A 14,095-nucleotide genomic window follows, 5' to 3' on the forward strand; every position below is an offset into this window, starting at 1 on the left:
GCGACCCTTTGAAAGGGAGCAGGCGATATCCCCGGTATCTGGAGCCTTTTGCTCTCTCGCGCGCGTCCGATTCTGACGGCGCTTGTGCGATACTGTCCTTCTTTCAGTTCTATTGGAGGGATCATGGCTTCCCAAGGATATGAACGACGCATCGAGCCGGTCGCCAAGGAATGGCGGAGCCATGCCTGGAATAGTGGCATCTTCGACACCGCACGCCGCGACTACACGCCTTGCGTTGAAGGTATCATCAGGACGCCTCAGCACGTCGTGATGCTCACAATGAGCGGAAGCGCCGAGAGGCTCGAGGTCCACTCCGACTGCGGGCACCGCTTCACAGGACCCGACAAGGCAGGCGCGGTATCGTTCGTGCCCGCCGGGTGCGAACGCCGCCTGTCGCTGATCGGTGTAGCCTCGAAATGGGCGTCCATATCCCTGGATCCGGCCTTGTTTGAGCCAGCGGAAGACGAGCTTCACGGGCGGCTGGATATCGGAGCTTTCTCGAATGTCGAAGATCCGCTCGCGGCGGCAATCATTAGCGAGTTCGCGGCCCTGCTCGCGCGCGATGGGGCATTGGATCCGGCTTATTGCGAAGCGATGTCATGTGCGCTCGCCCGGCATCTCGTGGCTCGCTACGGAGAGAAGAGGAACCTGCCTGCACTTCGCAGCTGGAAGCTGCCGCCATGGCGGCTGAGGCGGATTACGGAATATGTCGAAGCCCATCTCGACGGCGCGATCAGGATTGCCGATCTCGCCGCGCTCGCAGGGCTCTCGCCCGGTTATTTTCATCGCGCGTTTCGCGAAACGACCGGGCAAACGCCCCTCGATTTCATCAATGGAAGGCGCGTTCGGCGAGCCGGCGAACTGATCCGGCGAACGGATGCATCGCTAGCGCAGATTGCCCTTGAGGTGGGTTTTGTGAGCCCGAGCCATTTCACCCGCACGTTTCGCGCCTGCACCGGCATAAATCCATCGGCTTGGCGTCGCAATGACAGGGCGTAGGCCGCCCCTCCTGCCCGAACGTCAGGTTTCCTGTCGTCTCGCGCCGAGGAAATTTGGGGGCAAGCTGCGGTCGACGGCCGTGGCGGATGCAATCCTCGCTGGGCAGCGTGCCACGAGGCAGACGCCGGGCGCCGAGACCGCCCTCCAGCCGGGCCCCTCAGCGCGCACCGATTTTGGGCGCCGCTACCGTCGTCGGAAAATCTCACGACCACGCATCCGGTCAGATGCGCCGCTATCTGGCGTGCGGCCATGATAGTCTCGCGCTCGATCTTGCCGAACCTGTTCTGATCCTATCGTCGAGCGCGCGATCCTGCCTCAAATTCTTCCAGCTTTGCGCCGGCCCCTTGTCGTTTGGCGCTCCAGAAAGTGAATGGGTCGGCAGGGCTCGCCTCCTGCCCCCCTGTCCCCTGCCCCCAAGGACTCGCGCCCATTTTTCAGTCTTCGACCGGGAGGATATCTGTGTTCCGTGGCTCCATTCCGGCTCTGGTTACGCCCTTTCGCGGCGAAACATTGGATGAGGAGGCCCTTCGCGCCCATGTTGAATGGCTGATCAGCGAAGGAAGCCATGCATTGCTCGCCTGCGGATCCACCGGCGAGCATGCGACGCTGACGCCTGACGAACTGTTTCGCGTGATTGCAATCTCTGTGGACCAGGCAGCCGGTCGTGTGCCGGTCATCGCCGGTTGCGGCTCCAACTCAACCAGAACCGCGGCCACGCACATGAATGTAGCGGCCGAACTCGGTGCGAATGCGGCACTGCTGGTCGTGCCATATTATAGCAGGCCGAACCAGGAGGGCATATATGCCCACTTCGCTGCGTGCGCCGACGCCTGCCCTTTGCCGATCATCATTTATAACGTGCCGTCGCGGACCGTGGCGGACGTCAGCGTCGAGACATTGGGGCGGCTGGCGGAAATCCCCACTATCATTGGCCTCAAGGATGCGACCGGCGACCTGGCGCGTGTGAGCGCGCAGCGCCTCGCTTGTGGCACTGCCTTTGCTCAGTTGAGCGGCAATGACGGTACTGCGCTCGGCTTCAACGCGATGGGAGGTATCGGCTGCATCTCGGTTACCGCCAATATCGCCCCGCGCCTCTGCGCCGATTTTCAGGAAGCCACCCTCTCCGGCGATTGGAAGAAGGCGCTGGAGATTGAAGGCAGGCTCCACCCCCTCCACGCTGCTCTCTTCAGCGACGCCTCACCCGCTCCTGCCAAATATGCGCTGAGCAGGCTTCGAAACTTCCCACCCCATCTACGGCTGCCGATGGTTCCGGCATCCGACGCGAGCCGCCGCGAGGTTGATGCAGCCCTTGAGCATGCGGGCCTTGTTCGGTCATGATCCTGTTTGCCGCCGGCTCATGACGGCGTCGGTGCCGTCGTGGCGCTGACCAAAGCTCTATTACGGCTTGACGCCATAGCGTTCGAAGTCGGTCCGGATATCCGGATCGATCTTCAGGGCTGCGACAGCATCGGCGTCCGATCTCGTTTTGTTGCCCTTCCGCGCCCAGGCCACAGCTCGACCGAACAACGAGGATGGTATGTTGGGGCTCTTCGCCAAGGCTCGGTCATAGTCGGCGATAGCTTCATCGAGCCGTCCCAGACGGAGCATGACCAACCCTCGACTATCGAGGTAACCGGCAGCTTCCGGAGCCTTGGCCAGCGCCGCATTGCAGTCGGTCAGCGCTGATTCAAGCGCCACGCCAGCTGTCGCTTTGGACCAGCACATGTTGTTGAAGATGACCGGCTCGGTCGCCTTGGCGCGTGCTCCCGCAAAGTCCTTTTCGGCGCTTGCCGCATCGCCTGAGCGAGCATAAGCGATCCCCCGGTCCACCAGCAGCGCGGGGTTGTCAGGCGACTTTTCGAGCGCGGAAGAATAAGTCGCGATTGCCCCGGTGAAGTCGCCACTGTCCACCTGCAATTTGGCTTTGGCGGCGATAGCATCGGCGAAGTTCGGGTCCAGCTTTAAGGCGGCATCCAGATCGGCCTGACGCCCGGCTGCGTCCGCCTGCGGACGTCTAAGGCTGCGGTTCAGATATATATATGCCTCAGGCTTGATCGCGATTGCACGATCATACGCTTTCATCGCGTCGGCGTCCTTGTGAAACGCGCTGTAGATGCTGGCAGCCACGACATGCGCATAGATATTATCCGGGTCCGCTGCTTCCACCGCAGCAGCCTCTCGGAGGGCATCCTCGGCCTTACCCTGGCTCCGAAACAGGTTCGCTCGCATCAGGTAAAGATCGACGATCTTTGGCTCCCGCTTCAGCGCCGCTTCGGCGGCCGCGAGCGCGCGATCATAGTCTCCTGCCTGTCGATACGCTTGAGCACCCTGGGCAAGTAGGACCGGGTTGTCCGGCGAGGCCGCGAGGAGCTGCGACCAAGTTGCGATTGCAGCCTTCGTATCACCTTCGTCCTGCTGAAGCGCGGCGCGCGCGACGAGAGCGTCATTCGACTTCGGATCGAGCTTCAGGGCCGCGTCGATGTCCGCCCGGCGAGCTGCTCTGTCGTCAGGCGAACGAACCCTGCTCCTCTCGGCATAGATATATGCCTGGGGTTCGATCGCGATCGCCTGGTCATACTCCTTGAGCGCCTCCGCTCTGCGATCGGACGCTGCGTATATGCGGGCAGCGGCAACATGGGAGAATGCCCGCTTTGGGTCGACCGCAATGGCCGACCGCATCTCCTCAATCGCATGATCGCGGTCGCCTTTCTCCAGATATATGCCGGCTCGAAGCGAGTAGAGGTCGATCCAGTCAGGGTCGAGCTTGATCGCGGCTGCCGCATCGGCAAGGGCCCGGTCTTCCTCGCCAATGACAGCATAGGCCAGGGCTCGATGGCCGATCGCGTAGCTATTATCCGGCTCGCGCGCGATGGCCTTCGTGTAGGCCTCGACCGCATCTCGGGGGCGCCGCTCGGCGTCTGCGAGCATAGCGTGCCCGATGAAGTTCTGCACGAAGGTGGGATCAAGCGCCTCGGCCTTCTGCAGGTCGCTCTTTGCTCCCGCGAGATCGCCGACTTGGATACGTGCTATACCCCGATTGGCCCAGGCATAGATGTTGCTCGGGTCGAGCTCGACGGCCTTGTCATAGTCCAGGAGCGCTTCTTTACGCAGGTCTCGACCTATTAAGATTCTGGCGCGGCTTACATAACCTGCCGAAGTCGTGGGAGTGTCGGCGCGCACGGCGGCGATGTCCTTCCCAGTGTAGCTGTAGCTACTCGGCATCCGCAGCGTGGCCGGCCGATCGGCGAGCATGCGCAGCGCCGCTTGTTCGGCGGGCGCATCCTTGGCGGGAAACTCGGGTACGAGGCTTCGTTCGGTTTTCTCGATCGTGAACACACCACCAGCGACCGTCGCGTGCCGCCGATATTCGATGCCCCCGGCGGTCTGGTCGACATCCATGCCGGTGCCGAGCTTAAAGTCGCCGAACCCCTTGGGAAGCAGGATCGTCTCGTGCGTGCGCGTGAAATACGGGTACGGCACGGCGAACGGGGCCTCTCGGTCCGGCCCCGGATCGCGGCTGAAGTCCGCTCGATAGCCGACATTAGTTCCGTCTGTCTGGTAATTGCCGTTCGCCCAATCCAATTGGGCCTCGCCCTCCATCGAAAGGCGCTGCTCTCCAGTCTTCGAGTCGAAGCTGGCGCTCACTGACTTCACATCAATGAAGTCATACTGGTTCTTCCAATAGTCCCGGAGCGCCCGATCGCGCGCTTCGCCGACCAGATTGGCAAGCACGGCATTCGTTGCGAGCGCTTCATCGCCACGCAAAATCGTCTCGACTTTGGTCGGTGCGGGCGCGGAGATCCCCGCGCTCGCGTCAATCCGGATGGAAGTGTCTTGGGTCGGAATCTCAAGCGGAGCCGGAACCATCCGGACAAGCGCCGCGCCTTTCGCGACCAGCGGCAGCCCCCAACCGAAAGCAGGCACCGTCAACCTGTCCAGGCTCGTGTCGCCGGTACGGGTGCCGTCCAGCCAGTAAGTTCGGCCGGCGATTGTGGCCCGGACGAGAACGTGATTGAACAGCCCCACCATGGGAAGGCGCGCGTCCAGCCCGTCGCCGAAGACGGTGCTGACCGCAACCGGTTCGGCCTGGATGCCCATGGCGTGAAGCAGGGCGAGGAGAAGCGCCGTCTTGCCCTTGCAGTCCCCGTACCGCCGCGACCAGGTCACCTCCGCGTCGGCCGGGACATAGCCGCCGGCTCCCATCGCCAGCGCGACATAGCGCACCTTGTCCTGAACCATCGCGAGCGCAGCCTCTGTGCGGACTTTTGGATCGGGTGAAAGATTCTGGATGCGCTCCAGCTCCGTACGCAACGGACTCTGCGCCGGCAGGACGGCGGCCTTCTCATAGAGGGGCGCCATAAGCGCTCCGAGGTCCGCCCAAGAGGCGAAGTCCGTAACCTCGACAAGGCGGCCGATATGGTAGCGGGGCGGCGCGCCCTTCGGCGGGATGATCGGCTTCACATCGTCGAGCGAGAGCTCTACGGAGGTGGCGCTCCCTGCCTTCACCGGCTTCAAAGCCGGCAGCGAGGCGGCCTGACGGAGTCGCGCCGGCAGCGTTGTCGGCCATTGCATGCGGAGATGTGCTCGCCCGATAGGGAAGCCGTTCCAAGCGCCCGCGATTTGCTCGACATGCCCCTTCAGCGTGGGATCGCTGGACGACACCGAAGCCGCAAACTCGAGGACATCGCCGACCTGCAATCCTTCTGGCTGGATGTTCGCCGTGAGAACGCCGTCGAGGGTCGCACTCTCAAGATTCTGCTCGCGTCTGACAACGGTAAACGTCTGCCCCGAGGCAAGCACATCGATGGTTTGGTCGCCGCGCCGGATCAGAAGCTTGTGGACCGTCAGCACATCGGTGTCGGGGCGCCATGGGAACGATATGTTTCCGGCTGCCAATCCTTGCGGGGTTTGGATTCTGAGCGCCACCTCGGAGTAAATCGTTTGCCGGCCGGGCTCTAAGGCGACCTGTTGATCCGAGAGCAATATGCGAACCGGGGCCTCATCTGGCTTTGCAGAAGCATTGGGCGGGGTGAGCGGCTTCACCCAGGCGGGCGCCGGACCGATCACCGGCTTGTCCGCGGCGTAGGCCGCGCTCGTGAGCGCGCTCGATACGATTAACGCTAAGGCCAATATTCTCATGTGCCCCCCAGTCCCTTATAGGAGAGCAGGATAATGGGAAGTCAGATAAACGCCAGAGGGCGCAAGCGCCAAGAGCTTTGGGACGTCTGTCCGTACCAATAGCACCGACAACCCGCTAGTGTGAGTCCGCTTTCTTGCTTTGAATTCTCTAAGCCGCCGGTCGGCTTTCGGCCAGACATGCCGCCGATAGGACCAGCTTCAGCCTGGCATCTTTGATTTTCACTTTCATGAGACCCTATGCCTCGCCCTCAATCACTCGGTCGATGTGCTGGCGGAAAGAGGCCTGCTGCTGAAGCACCGGACCGGGCGGAACAACTATTATATCAACCAGCCCTTGGTGGCGCTCTTTATGGAGCGTGATGACATTGCGTGACGGTGGAAGCTGAGCTGAGGCGGACAGGCTGTTTACGAGCATCGTAGCGGCAAAAGCGGAACTCGTTCCGCTAGGGGCTTAAATATCTACACCCTTTGTGAACCTCGAATTGCACGGCCAGAGCGAACCCGCGCGCTGCTGGGGGAGCCCCAGCGCGTCGGTCAGCGCAGATGCCGGTCGAAAAATGCCCATGTCCTGTTGTTGGCGAGGTCGGCGGCCTGCGCGTCGAAATGCGTGCCGCTATGACGGGCAAAGGCATGGTTGCAGCCGGCATAGCTGTGGATTTCCACATTGGGCTTGTCGGCGAGCGCGGCCTCGATCCGGGCCTGCGCCTCCTTGGAAATAAACTCATCCTCCTCGGCGAGATGCATCAGCAAGGGCGCCGCGACGCCATCGCCTTCGGACAGATATTTCTCGGTCCCGCCGCCATAATAAGCGACCGCGCAATCGACCTGCGCCCGCGCGGCGGTGAGAAAGGTCATGAGGCCGCCCAGGCAGAAGCCCATGACGCCCACCTTCCCCGACGCCCCTGCCAAAACACGCGCATAAGCTATGACCGCGGCGATATCCGATACGCCCGCATCGAAATCATAGGCGGCATAGAGCGCCAGGCCCTTTTCCCATTCGGCTTCGGACCAGCTCGAAAGCTCCAGCCCCGGCTCCTGCCGCCAGAACAGGTCGGGACAGATTGCGATGAAGCCCCTGCCGGCAAGCTCCTCGCACGTCTCCTTCATGTCGGCGTTGATGCCGAAAATCTCCTGGAGGATGATGATGACGGGTGCCGCCTCCTGCTCCGGCCGGACGACATAGGCACGGAAGGCCCCATCCGCCGTGCCGACCTCATCCTATCGCCCCATGACATTCCCCCCGCCGCAAAGCGCGATTTGGAACGCCTCGATCCCTTTCGGACGCGCCGGCTAAGCCTGCCTTGCGATCGCGATGGCGGACGGATCATGGGCAGGATCGATCGCGACGCCAGCCTGCTTGCGTTCCGAATAGCGATCGACGAGCTGCGCGGCATGCGGACGCATCAGTATCGTGATCCGCACCAGCTCCTCCATCACATCGACGATCCGGTCATAATAGCCGGACGGCTTCATGCGGCCGTCCTCGTCGAATTCCTTATAGGCCATCGCGACCGAGGATTGGTTGGGGATGGTGAACATCCGCATCCAGCGGCCGAGCAGGCGCAGCGTGTTGACCGCGTTGAAGGATTGCGAGCCGCCGGATACCTGCATGACGGCAAGCGTGCGGCCCTGCGTCGGCCGCATCCCGCCCATCTCCAGCGGCAGATGATCGATCTGCGCCTTCATGATCCCGCTGATCTGGCCATGGCGTTCCGGGCTGCACCAGACCTGCCCCTCGGACCATAGGGACAGCGCGCGCAGCTCATGGACGGCGGGATGATCGTCCCCCTTGACCTGATCGGGCAAGGGCAGGCCCGAAGGATCGAAGATGCGCGTCTCCGCGCCGAAGAGACGCAGCAGCCGCGCCGCTTCCTCGACGGCCAGGCGCGAATAGGATCGCGCGCGCAGCGAGCCGTAGAGCAGCAGGATGCGCGGCGGCGGATCCCCCGCGCCCAGGCCGAGCGCAGGCCGCGCGTGGACATAGCGGCGATCGAGCGCGGGCAGATGATCGGGATCGGTGAGGGTGCGCAGAGGCATCAGGACAGGCGCTCCAGAGACTTGACGAGATAGGCCGCGCTTGCGGGGCAAAGCGTGCGGAACTCGGCCGAGCCCGCGATCGATGCCGGTGCGGCGCTGCGATCGGCGGCGGCATAGCCGTTGGCGAGGAAGAAGGGCGCGGCGCTGTCGGTCAGCAGGTGGAGACGGACGACGCCCAGCTCGCGGGCGCGCCGTTCGAGCGCCGCGAGCATCGCGCGGCCGAGGCCGGTGCCGCGCCGGCCGGCGGCAATCACGAACGACCGCAGCAAGCGGTCGGGCCCGTCACCTTCGAGACCGCCATATCCGACAAGCGCCTCATCCTCGAAACGGAAGAAGACTTGGTCCGGTCCGGCCAGATCCGCAGTCGGCAGGTTCGCCGTCGCGAGCGTCTCCGCCAGCGAGGCGAGTGCGGCCGGGCCAAGGAGGGTGAGGGTCAGCCCCGTCATGCCTGCGCGCCCCGTTCGTACCAGCCCCGCGTCCTCTTCACGATCGAGACGACCGAGAGCATGACCGGCACCTCGACCAGCACGCCGACCACGGTGGCGAGCGCCGCGCCCGAATTGAGGCCGAACAGCGAGATTGCGGCCGCCACCGCCAGTTCGAAGAAGTTGGATGCGCCGATGAGCGCGGCGGGCGCGGCCACGCACCAGGCGACCCCGAAGCGGCGGCTCAGCCAATAGGCCAGGCCCGCGTTGAAATAGACCTGGATGAGGATCGGCACGGCGATGAGCGCGATCACCAGCGGGCGCGCTACGATCGCCTCGCCCTGGAAGCCGAACAGCAGGATCAGCGTGGTGAGCAGCGCGACGAGTGATACCGGACCGAGCGCCTTGAGCAGCCGATCGAGGGCTGGCTGGCCGCCCCGCCCAAGCGCCGCGCGGCGGATCACCTGCGCAATGATCACCGGCACGACGATATAGAGCAGCACCGAGATCAGCAGCGTGTCCCAAGGAACCGTGATCGAGGCGACGCCCAGCAGCAAGCCCACGAGCGGCGCGAAGGCGAAGACCATGATCATGTCGTTGAGCGCGACCTGGCTCAGCGTATAGCCCGGCTCGCCCTCGCAGAGATTGGACCAGACGAACACCATCGCCGTGCAGGGCGCCGCCGCGAGCAGGATCAGCCCGGCAATATAGGACGGCCCCTCTCCGGCCGGCAGCAGCGGCGCGAACAGCCAGCCGAGGAACAAAGTGGCGAGCGCCGCCATCGAGAAGGGCTTGACCGCCCAGTTGATGAACAGCGTGACGCCGACGCCCTTCCAATGCTGGCGGACGGAGCCGAGCGCGCCGAAGTCGATCTTGAGCAGCATCGGCACGATCATCAGCCAGATCAGCACCGCCACGACGAGATTGACCCGCGCGACCTCGGCCGAGGCGATCGCGGCGAACAGCCCCGGCAGCCAGGATCCGAGGCCGATGCCGGCGAGGATGCAGAGCGCTACCCACAGCGTCAGATAGCGTTCGAAGGTGGACATGCCGGGACGGGCCGGCGCGGCACCGGCCAGGGGTGCGGTGGACATGGTCTCTCTCCCCGGATCAGGCCCCGGAACAGGCGATGCGCCGGCCCTGCGCGTCGATCACAGGCTCGCCATCCTCCTTGGCGAACGCCCCCGTCTGCGGCGTCGGAAGCAGATCGAGCACCGCCTCGGAAGGACGGCAGAGCCTCACGCCGAGCGGCGAGACGACCAGCGGCCGGTTGATGAGAATGGGATGCGCCATCATCGCGTCCAGCAACGCATCGTCGGACAGCGCCATGTCGCTTAGCCCCAGCTCCGCATAAGGCGTCCCCTTCTCGCGCAGCAGCGCGCGCGGCGTGATCCCGGCGCGCGCGATGAGCTGGACGAGCAGCGCGCGGGAGGGCGGCGTCTTCAGATATTCGATGATGTGCGGCTCGATGCCGGCATTGCGGATGAGGCCCAGCACGTTGCGCGACGTGCCGCACTCCGGATTATGATAGATAATGATATCGGCCATCATGCGGCCTCCTTGGGATGGCTTCCCGCCGAAAAGGCGCGGAAGCGCCCTCCCCCTTCCCGGTTGAGGATGCTTTCGGCCAGGATCGAGCGGGCCGAATTGCCGGTGCAGAGGAACAGGACGTTATAGACCCGATCGGGCGTGGCGGTGGACATCAAGGGCTCCGTTCAGCAGCAGGGGGCGAGTTCGGCGAGGAGCGGCGCGCACAGCTCCGCATTGCCGGCGCAGCAATCCTTGATCAGGAACAGCATGAGGCCGCGCAGCCCATCGAGATCGGCGCGATAGACGATCGAGCGGCTGTGCCGTTCCGACCGCACGAGGCCGGCCCGCGCGAGGATGGCGAGATGCGCCGACATGGTGTTTTGCGGCACGTCGAGCCGACGCGCGATCTCACCCGCGGCAAGGCCGTCCGGTTCGTGGCGCAGCAGCAGGCGGAAGCTATCGAGGCGCGTATTCTGAGCAAGCGCACCCAATGCGGCAATGGCCGACTCGTTTTCCATATATCCAGAATATCGGATATTAGATGATGGCGCTAGTGCCGGCCGACTAGCAGTATCGATCCTTGTGCGACGTCGGTCGTGCGGCGTTGGTCGAATGGCGGCTTCCGAACGGAAAACAGCCCTTCGCCGGGCCGCTTGGGCGGGCTTCCGCGCATCGGCCTCTTCGGCCTAGATCGATCCCATGCGCCAGTCCCTGAGTCTCACGGCCGTCCTCGTCATCGACTATGACGATGCGATCGCCTTCTACACCAACATGCTCGGCTTCGAGCTGCGGGAAGATACGCGCCTTTCGGCGGAAAAAAGATGGGTCGTCGTAGCGCCGCCCGGGAGCGATGGCAGCGCCATCCTCCTGGCGAAGGCTGCGAACGCGCGGCAGGCCCGGGCGGTCGGGGATCAGAGCGGCGGGCGTGTGTTCCTGTTCCTGCAAACGGACGATTTCGAGCGTGATTATGCCGCTTATACCGAGCGCGGGGTGCGCTTCGTCGAGCAACCGCGAACCGAATCCTATGGCACCGTCGCCGTTTTCGAGGACCTTTATGGCAACCGTTGGGACCTGATCGAAAGCGCGGCCGGCCTGATCCCGTCCAAAAAAATAGCCATTCAGAAGAACGTCCGCTTCGAGGCATGAAGCGGTCGCAAACCAGGTGAGCGGCAGGGCAGCGATCCATCCTGCCGAGACGTTGGCGGCTCTTCCCGCATGGAGACGCCGGACCGGAAGAGCGATCCCGATATTCGTGTTTTCGGCAACATCTCCTCGGCTGGTGATCACAAGATAGCGCCTGCCATTTGGCGAGGACAGGATGCCGCTGGGAGCCGAGCTGGATCCCATTATGTTTGTTACGGCAATGGCGTCCGCCACCGAAAAGGGAACGTTTCCGTCAGGTGCCCCCGGAAAGGGGCACCTCTGTATCAGCGTAGCGGCAGGAACAGGTCGGTGACGACTTCGTGTTCCGGCACGTCGGGGAAGAAGCTGACGCGTTGACAGTAAAGCGGGAAGTCCCGTGCTTCCTCGCCGCTCGCAGGCAGCCAATCCCGGTAGAGGTATAAGGCGGCCGGTTCGAGATCGTCGCTCGACCCGATGACGCGCAGCACCGCACAGCGACCCGCCGGGATCAGGCCAGCTTCCACGCCCTGTTCATTTGGCGCGATGGCGCGATCGGTCGCCGCGCACAGGTCGAGATGGAAGTCCGCCGGCGGCGTAGTGCGCGGATCGGAATGGAAGACGTTGTAGGTAGCGCTCAATTTGGGACTTAGCCCCACGGCCTTTCGCCAGGCGATGAAACGCCGGATCGTCTCGCCGATCCTGGTCGGGTCGCCGCGATGTTCCATCACGGCGACCGGCGTTGCCGGCATGTCCAATATCGTCACGTCATCGGCGCAATAGGAAGTCGTCATGAGCATGGTCCTTGCGTTGGTGAGTGGCCCGAAGGCCGCAAGCCACGGCTCCCAATCAGGAGATTTCCGGAAGGCCGAGGGCAGCTGTCCGAACCGCTGCCGGAAGGCACGGGCGAACGCCTCGGGCGCCTCGTAGCCGGCATCCATCGCGACCTCGATGATACTGGTGCTGCTCCTGAACGCCAGCCGGTACGATGCCCGCTTCATGCGGGCGAGCTGGACGTAGCGATGCACGGAAAGCCCGAAGGTCGCCGTGAACTGCCGATGGAAATGGTGCTTCGAGAAAGCCGCCACGCCACTGAGCGTCGTCAACCCGAGTTCGCTGTCCAGATGCTGGTCGATATAGTCCAGCACCCGCTGCATTCGGGCATGGTAACGTTCAAGCGCCGTCTTCGTCATCGCATCCTCCGTGGCGCCGATCAACTAGACGGCTGACACGGCGCAACGCTCGACCGATCTTGCCGACTTGCCATGATCCGCTCCCCGCCAGCAAGCGGACGTAGGACCGTCATCCCTCAGCGGCCATGGCGTGCGAATAGCTTCTCGCCGGCCGGACCGAAGGCGATGACGTCAAATGGCTGCGCCGGCTGTCCCGGCACCTCCATACCGGGCGAGCCGATCGGCATTCCGGCCACGGCAAGGCCTTTCACGCCGCGCGGCCGCTGCGCGAGCAGGCGCTTCATGTCCGCGATCGGGACATGGCCCTCGAAGAGCATGCCGTCGATAATCGCCGTATGGCAGGATGCCAGCCGGGCCGGCACCCCCTGGGCCCGCTGAAAGGCGTCTCGCCGATGATCGTCGATGATCGTCACGCGCCGTCCGAATTGCCGGCGGACCTGCGCGGCCCACTGCTCACAGCAGCCACAGCCCGGATCGCGATGAACGACGATGTCCGCGGCCGCCACGGCCATGGACGGCAGGCCGAGCGCGAGCAAGGCTGCGAGGACGGAGGGGGATTTCATCTCTTCACTCCTGCTGGCGGCCGGCGCCACCGGAGCGCCGGCCTGCGCGCCATTGGCCTGCCCGTCACTGGGGCGTCTTGTCATTCTGCTTCAGCCATTTCTGCAGCGCGTCAATCGCTTTCCTCTGCGCGGCGATGGTCCTTGTCGCTATTTTCCGGACCTTTGCGTCTGTCGTGCGCGCGAGCACAAGGTCGGAGATTTCGATGCCGCCGCGATGATGCTCGATCATTTTCCGGACCCACGTCTCCGTGGCGTCGGCGCCCGTCGCCATCATCACCCGCTCATGCATCCTCATCTCGGCGGGCGGATAGGGATCGGCTTCGGTCGGCTGCATCATCCTGTCCATTCCGGCCATGGAGCGATGCGGCATCTCCTGCGCTCCTCCACTTTTCGCGAAAGCCGGGCTGGCTGCGGCCAGGGCGGCGAGCAAGGCGATCATTGGCTTGGTCGACATGGCATCCTCCGTGGCGCCCACCCCTGGTCGTGAAAATGCTTGAGTGGCCATTATCGCCCCAATTCGTCCCATCCGGTTCGCAGGCCGCAGCCCGCTGCAATGCCGGCCGTCACCCGACCTCGGCAGCCACGGAATCTCTCGCTGTCCTGGCTCATATCATTTTGTACAGATGAGGGGCGCCACCGCGTGGGAGCGCGCGCCAGCCGATCGCATCAGGGGGACCATGCCGGAACGCAGCCTGAAGCTCTTCTTCGACGGCGGGTGCCGGCCCAATCCCGGCGCGATGGAGGTCGCCGTGGTGGCGCGCGGCATCACTTACCATAAGCCCGATCTCGGCCATGGGACCAACAATGATGCCGAATGGCTCGCCCTGATCCATGCCCTCCAAGTCGCCCGGTCGCTCGGCGCGCGCGATATCCTGCTGGTCGGGGACTCCGCCCTGGTCGTCAATCAGGCGAACGGCGCCTGGAAATGCAGGGGCGCCGCGCTCCAGCGCCATCTCGGCGCGTTCAAGGCGCTCGCCGCGCAATTTGCCCGGGTCAGGGTCAGGCATATCGGCCGATCCCAGAATCTCGCCGGCATTGCGCTCGAAAAGCAGCATGGCCGATGGTGACGGGGAGCAAGAGCCACCCTCCG

Annotated in this window: 13 protein-coding genes and 2 pseudogenes; 4 read left to right on the forward strand and 11 right to left on the reverse strand. The window is 64.0% G+C overall.

Translation table 11 applies throughout. The features are described from left to right. The first annotated feature begins 123 nt into the window (after positions 1-123). Entirely contained in the window at positions 124-999 is an 876-nt protein-coding gene (locus CLG96_RS05600) for a helix-turn-helix domain-containing protein (protein ID WP_107966910.1), read from the forward strand. Positions 1,000-1,458: 459 nt separating this feature from the next. Beyond that, the gene (dapA, locus tag CLG96_RS05605) at positions 1,459-2,337 is read left to right on the forward strand and encodes a 4-hydroxy-tetrahydrodipicolinate synthase (protein WP_107966911.1); all 879 of its coding nucleotides are present in this window, start codon (positions 1,459-1,461) and stop codon (positions 2,335-2,337) included. Between the two features lie 60 nt (positions 2,338-2,397). Here dapA and CLG96_RS05610 read toward each other — a convergent pair whose 3' ends face one another. The 8 genes and pseudogenes from CLG96_RS05610 to CLG96_RS05645 form a co-directional block, all read right to left on the reverse strand. Beyond that, on the reverse strand, positions 2,398-6,138 hold the full coding sequence (locus CLG96_RS05610; protein ID WP_107966912.1) for a tetratricopeptide repeat protein: 3,741 nt from the start codon (positions 6,136-6,138) through the stop codon (positions 2,398-2,400). Between the two features lie 534 nt (positions 6,139-6,672). Next, a pseudogene (locus CLG96_RS05615) lies at positions 6,673-7,317 on the reverse strand (dienelactone hydrolase family protein); the annotation flags it as partial. 111 nt (positions 7,318-7,428) lie between these two features. Beyond that, positions 7,429-8,175, reverse strand: a complete 747-nt coding sequence (arsH, locus tag CLG96_RS05620) for an arsenical resistance protein ArsH (RefSeq protein ID WP_107966914.1) — start codon at positions 8,173-8,175, stop codon at positions 7,429-7,431. Continuing rightward, positions 8,175-8,621, reverse strand: coding sequence for an arsenic resistance N-acetyltransferase ArsN2 (arsN2, locus tag CLG96_RS05625; RefSeq protein WP_207796588.1), 447 nt, complete (start codon positions 8,619-8,621; stop codon positions 8,175-8,177). Before arsN2 ends, arsH begins: the two co-directional genes overlap by 1 nt. Next, positions 8,618-9,694, reverse strand: a complete 1,077-nt coding sequence (gene arsB, locus CLG96_RS05630; RefSeq protein ID WP_107966915.1) for an ACR3 family arsenite efflux transporter — start codon at positions 9,692-9,694, stop codon at positions 8,618-8,620. The genes arsN2 and arsB overlap by 4 nt, the downstream gene beginning before the upstream one ends. A gap of 16 nt (positions 9,695-9,710) precedes the next feature. After that, complete coding sequence (gene arsC / locus CLG96_RS05635) at positions 9,711-10,151, reverse strand: arsenate reductase (glutaredoxin) (protein WP_207796589.1); 441 nt, start codon at positions 10,149-10,151, stop codon at positions 9,711-9,713. 8 nt (positions 10,152-10,159) lie between these two features. Next, a pseudogene (locus CLG96_RS05640) lies at positions 10,160-10,303 on the reverse strand (arsenate reductase/protein-tyrosine-phosphatase family protein); the annotation flags it as partial. Positions 10,304-10,315: 12 nt separating this feature from the next. Further along, positions 10,316-10,648 carry an ArsR/SmtB family transcription factor gene (locus CLG96_RS05645; RefSeq protein WP_107966917.1) on the reverse strand — a complete coding sequence of 111 codons (333 nt, stop codon included), beginning with the start codon at positions 10,646-10,648 and terminating at the stop codon, positions 10,316-10,318. A 181-nt stretch (positions 10,649-10,829) separates the two neighbouring features. Between CLG96_RS05645 and CLG96_RS05650 the strand changes: the two genes are divergently transcribed. Further along, positions 10,830-11,276: a VOC family protein gene (locus tag CLG96_RS05650; RefSeq protein ID WP_107966918.1), complete on the forward strand. Its 447-nt coding sequence runs from the start codon at positions 10,830-10,832 to the stop codon at positions 11,274-11,276. A 281-nt stretch (positions 11,277-11,557) separates the two neighbouring features. On the opposite strand, the gene CLG96_RS05655 is transcribed toward CLG96_RS05650, so the two are convergent. The 3 genes from CLG96_RS05655 to CLG96_RS05665 all read right to left on the reverse strand — a co-directional run bounded on the left by CLG96_RS05655 (position 11,558) and on the right by CLG96_RS05665 (position 13,459). Then, a complete protein-coding gene (locus CLG96_RS05655; protein ID WP_107967251.1) occupies positions 11,558-12,442 on the reverse strand; it encodes an AraC family transcriptional regulator in 885 nt (294 codons plus the stop codon). A gap of 116 nt (positions 12,443-12,558) precedes the next feature. Then, the gene (locus CLG96_RS05660) at positions 12,559-13,005 is read right to left on the reverse strand and encodes a DUF411 domain-containing protein (RefSeq protein ID WP_107966919.1); all 447 of its coding nucleotides are present in this window, start codon (positions 13,003-13,005) and stop codon (positions 12,559-12,561) included. Between the two features lie 64 nt (positions 13,006-13,069). Next, entirely contained in the window at positions 13,070-13,459 is a 390-nt protein-coding gene (locus CLG96_RS05665; protein ID WP_107967252.1) for a DUF305 domain-containing protein, read from the reverse strand. 223 nt (positions 13,460-13,682) lie between these two features. On the opposite strand from CLG96_RS05665, the gene CLG96_RS05670 reads away from it, so the two are divergent. After that, on the forward strand, positions 13,683-14,072 hold the full coding sequence (locus CLG96_RS05670; RefSeq protein ID WP_107967253.1) for a ribonuclease HI family protein: 390 nt from the start codon (positions 13,683-13,685) through the stop codon (positions 14,070-14,072). The last annotated feature ends 23 nt before the right edge of the window (positions 14,073-14,095 follow it).

It is taken from the genome of Sphingomonas oleivorans (genome assembly GCF_003050615.1).
Lineage (GTDB): Bacteria > Pseudomonadota > Alphaproteobacteria > Sphingomonadales > Sphingomonadaceae > Sphingomonas_H > Sphingomonas_H oleivorans.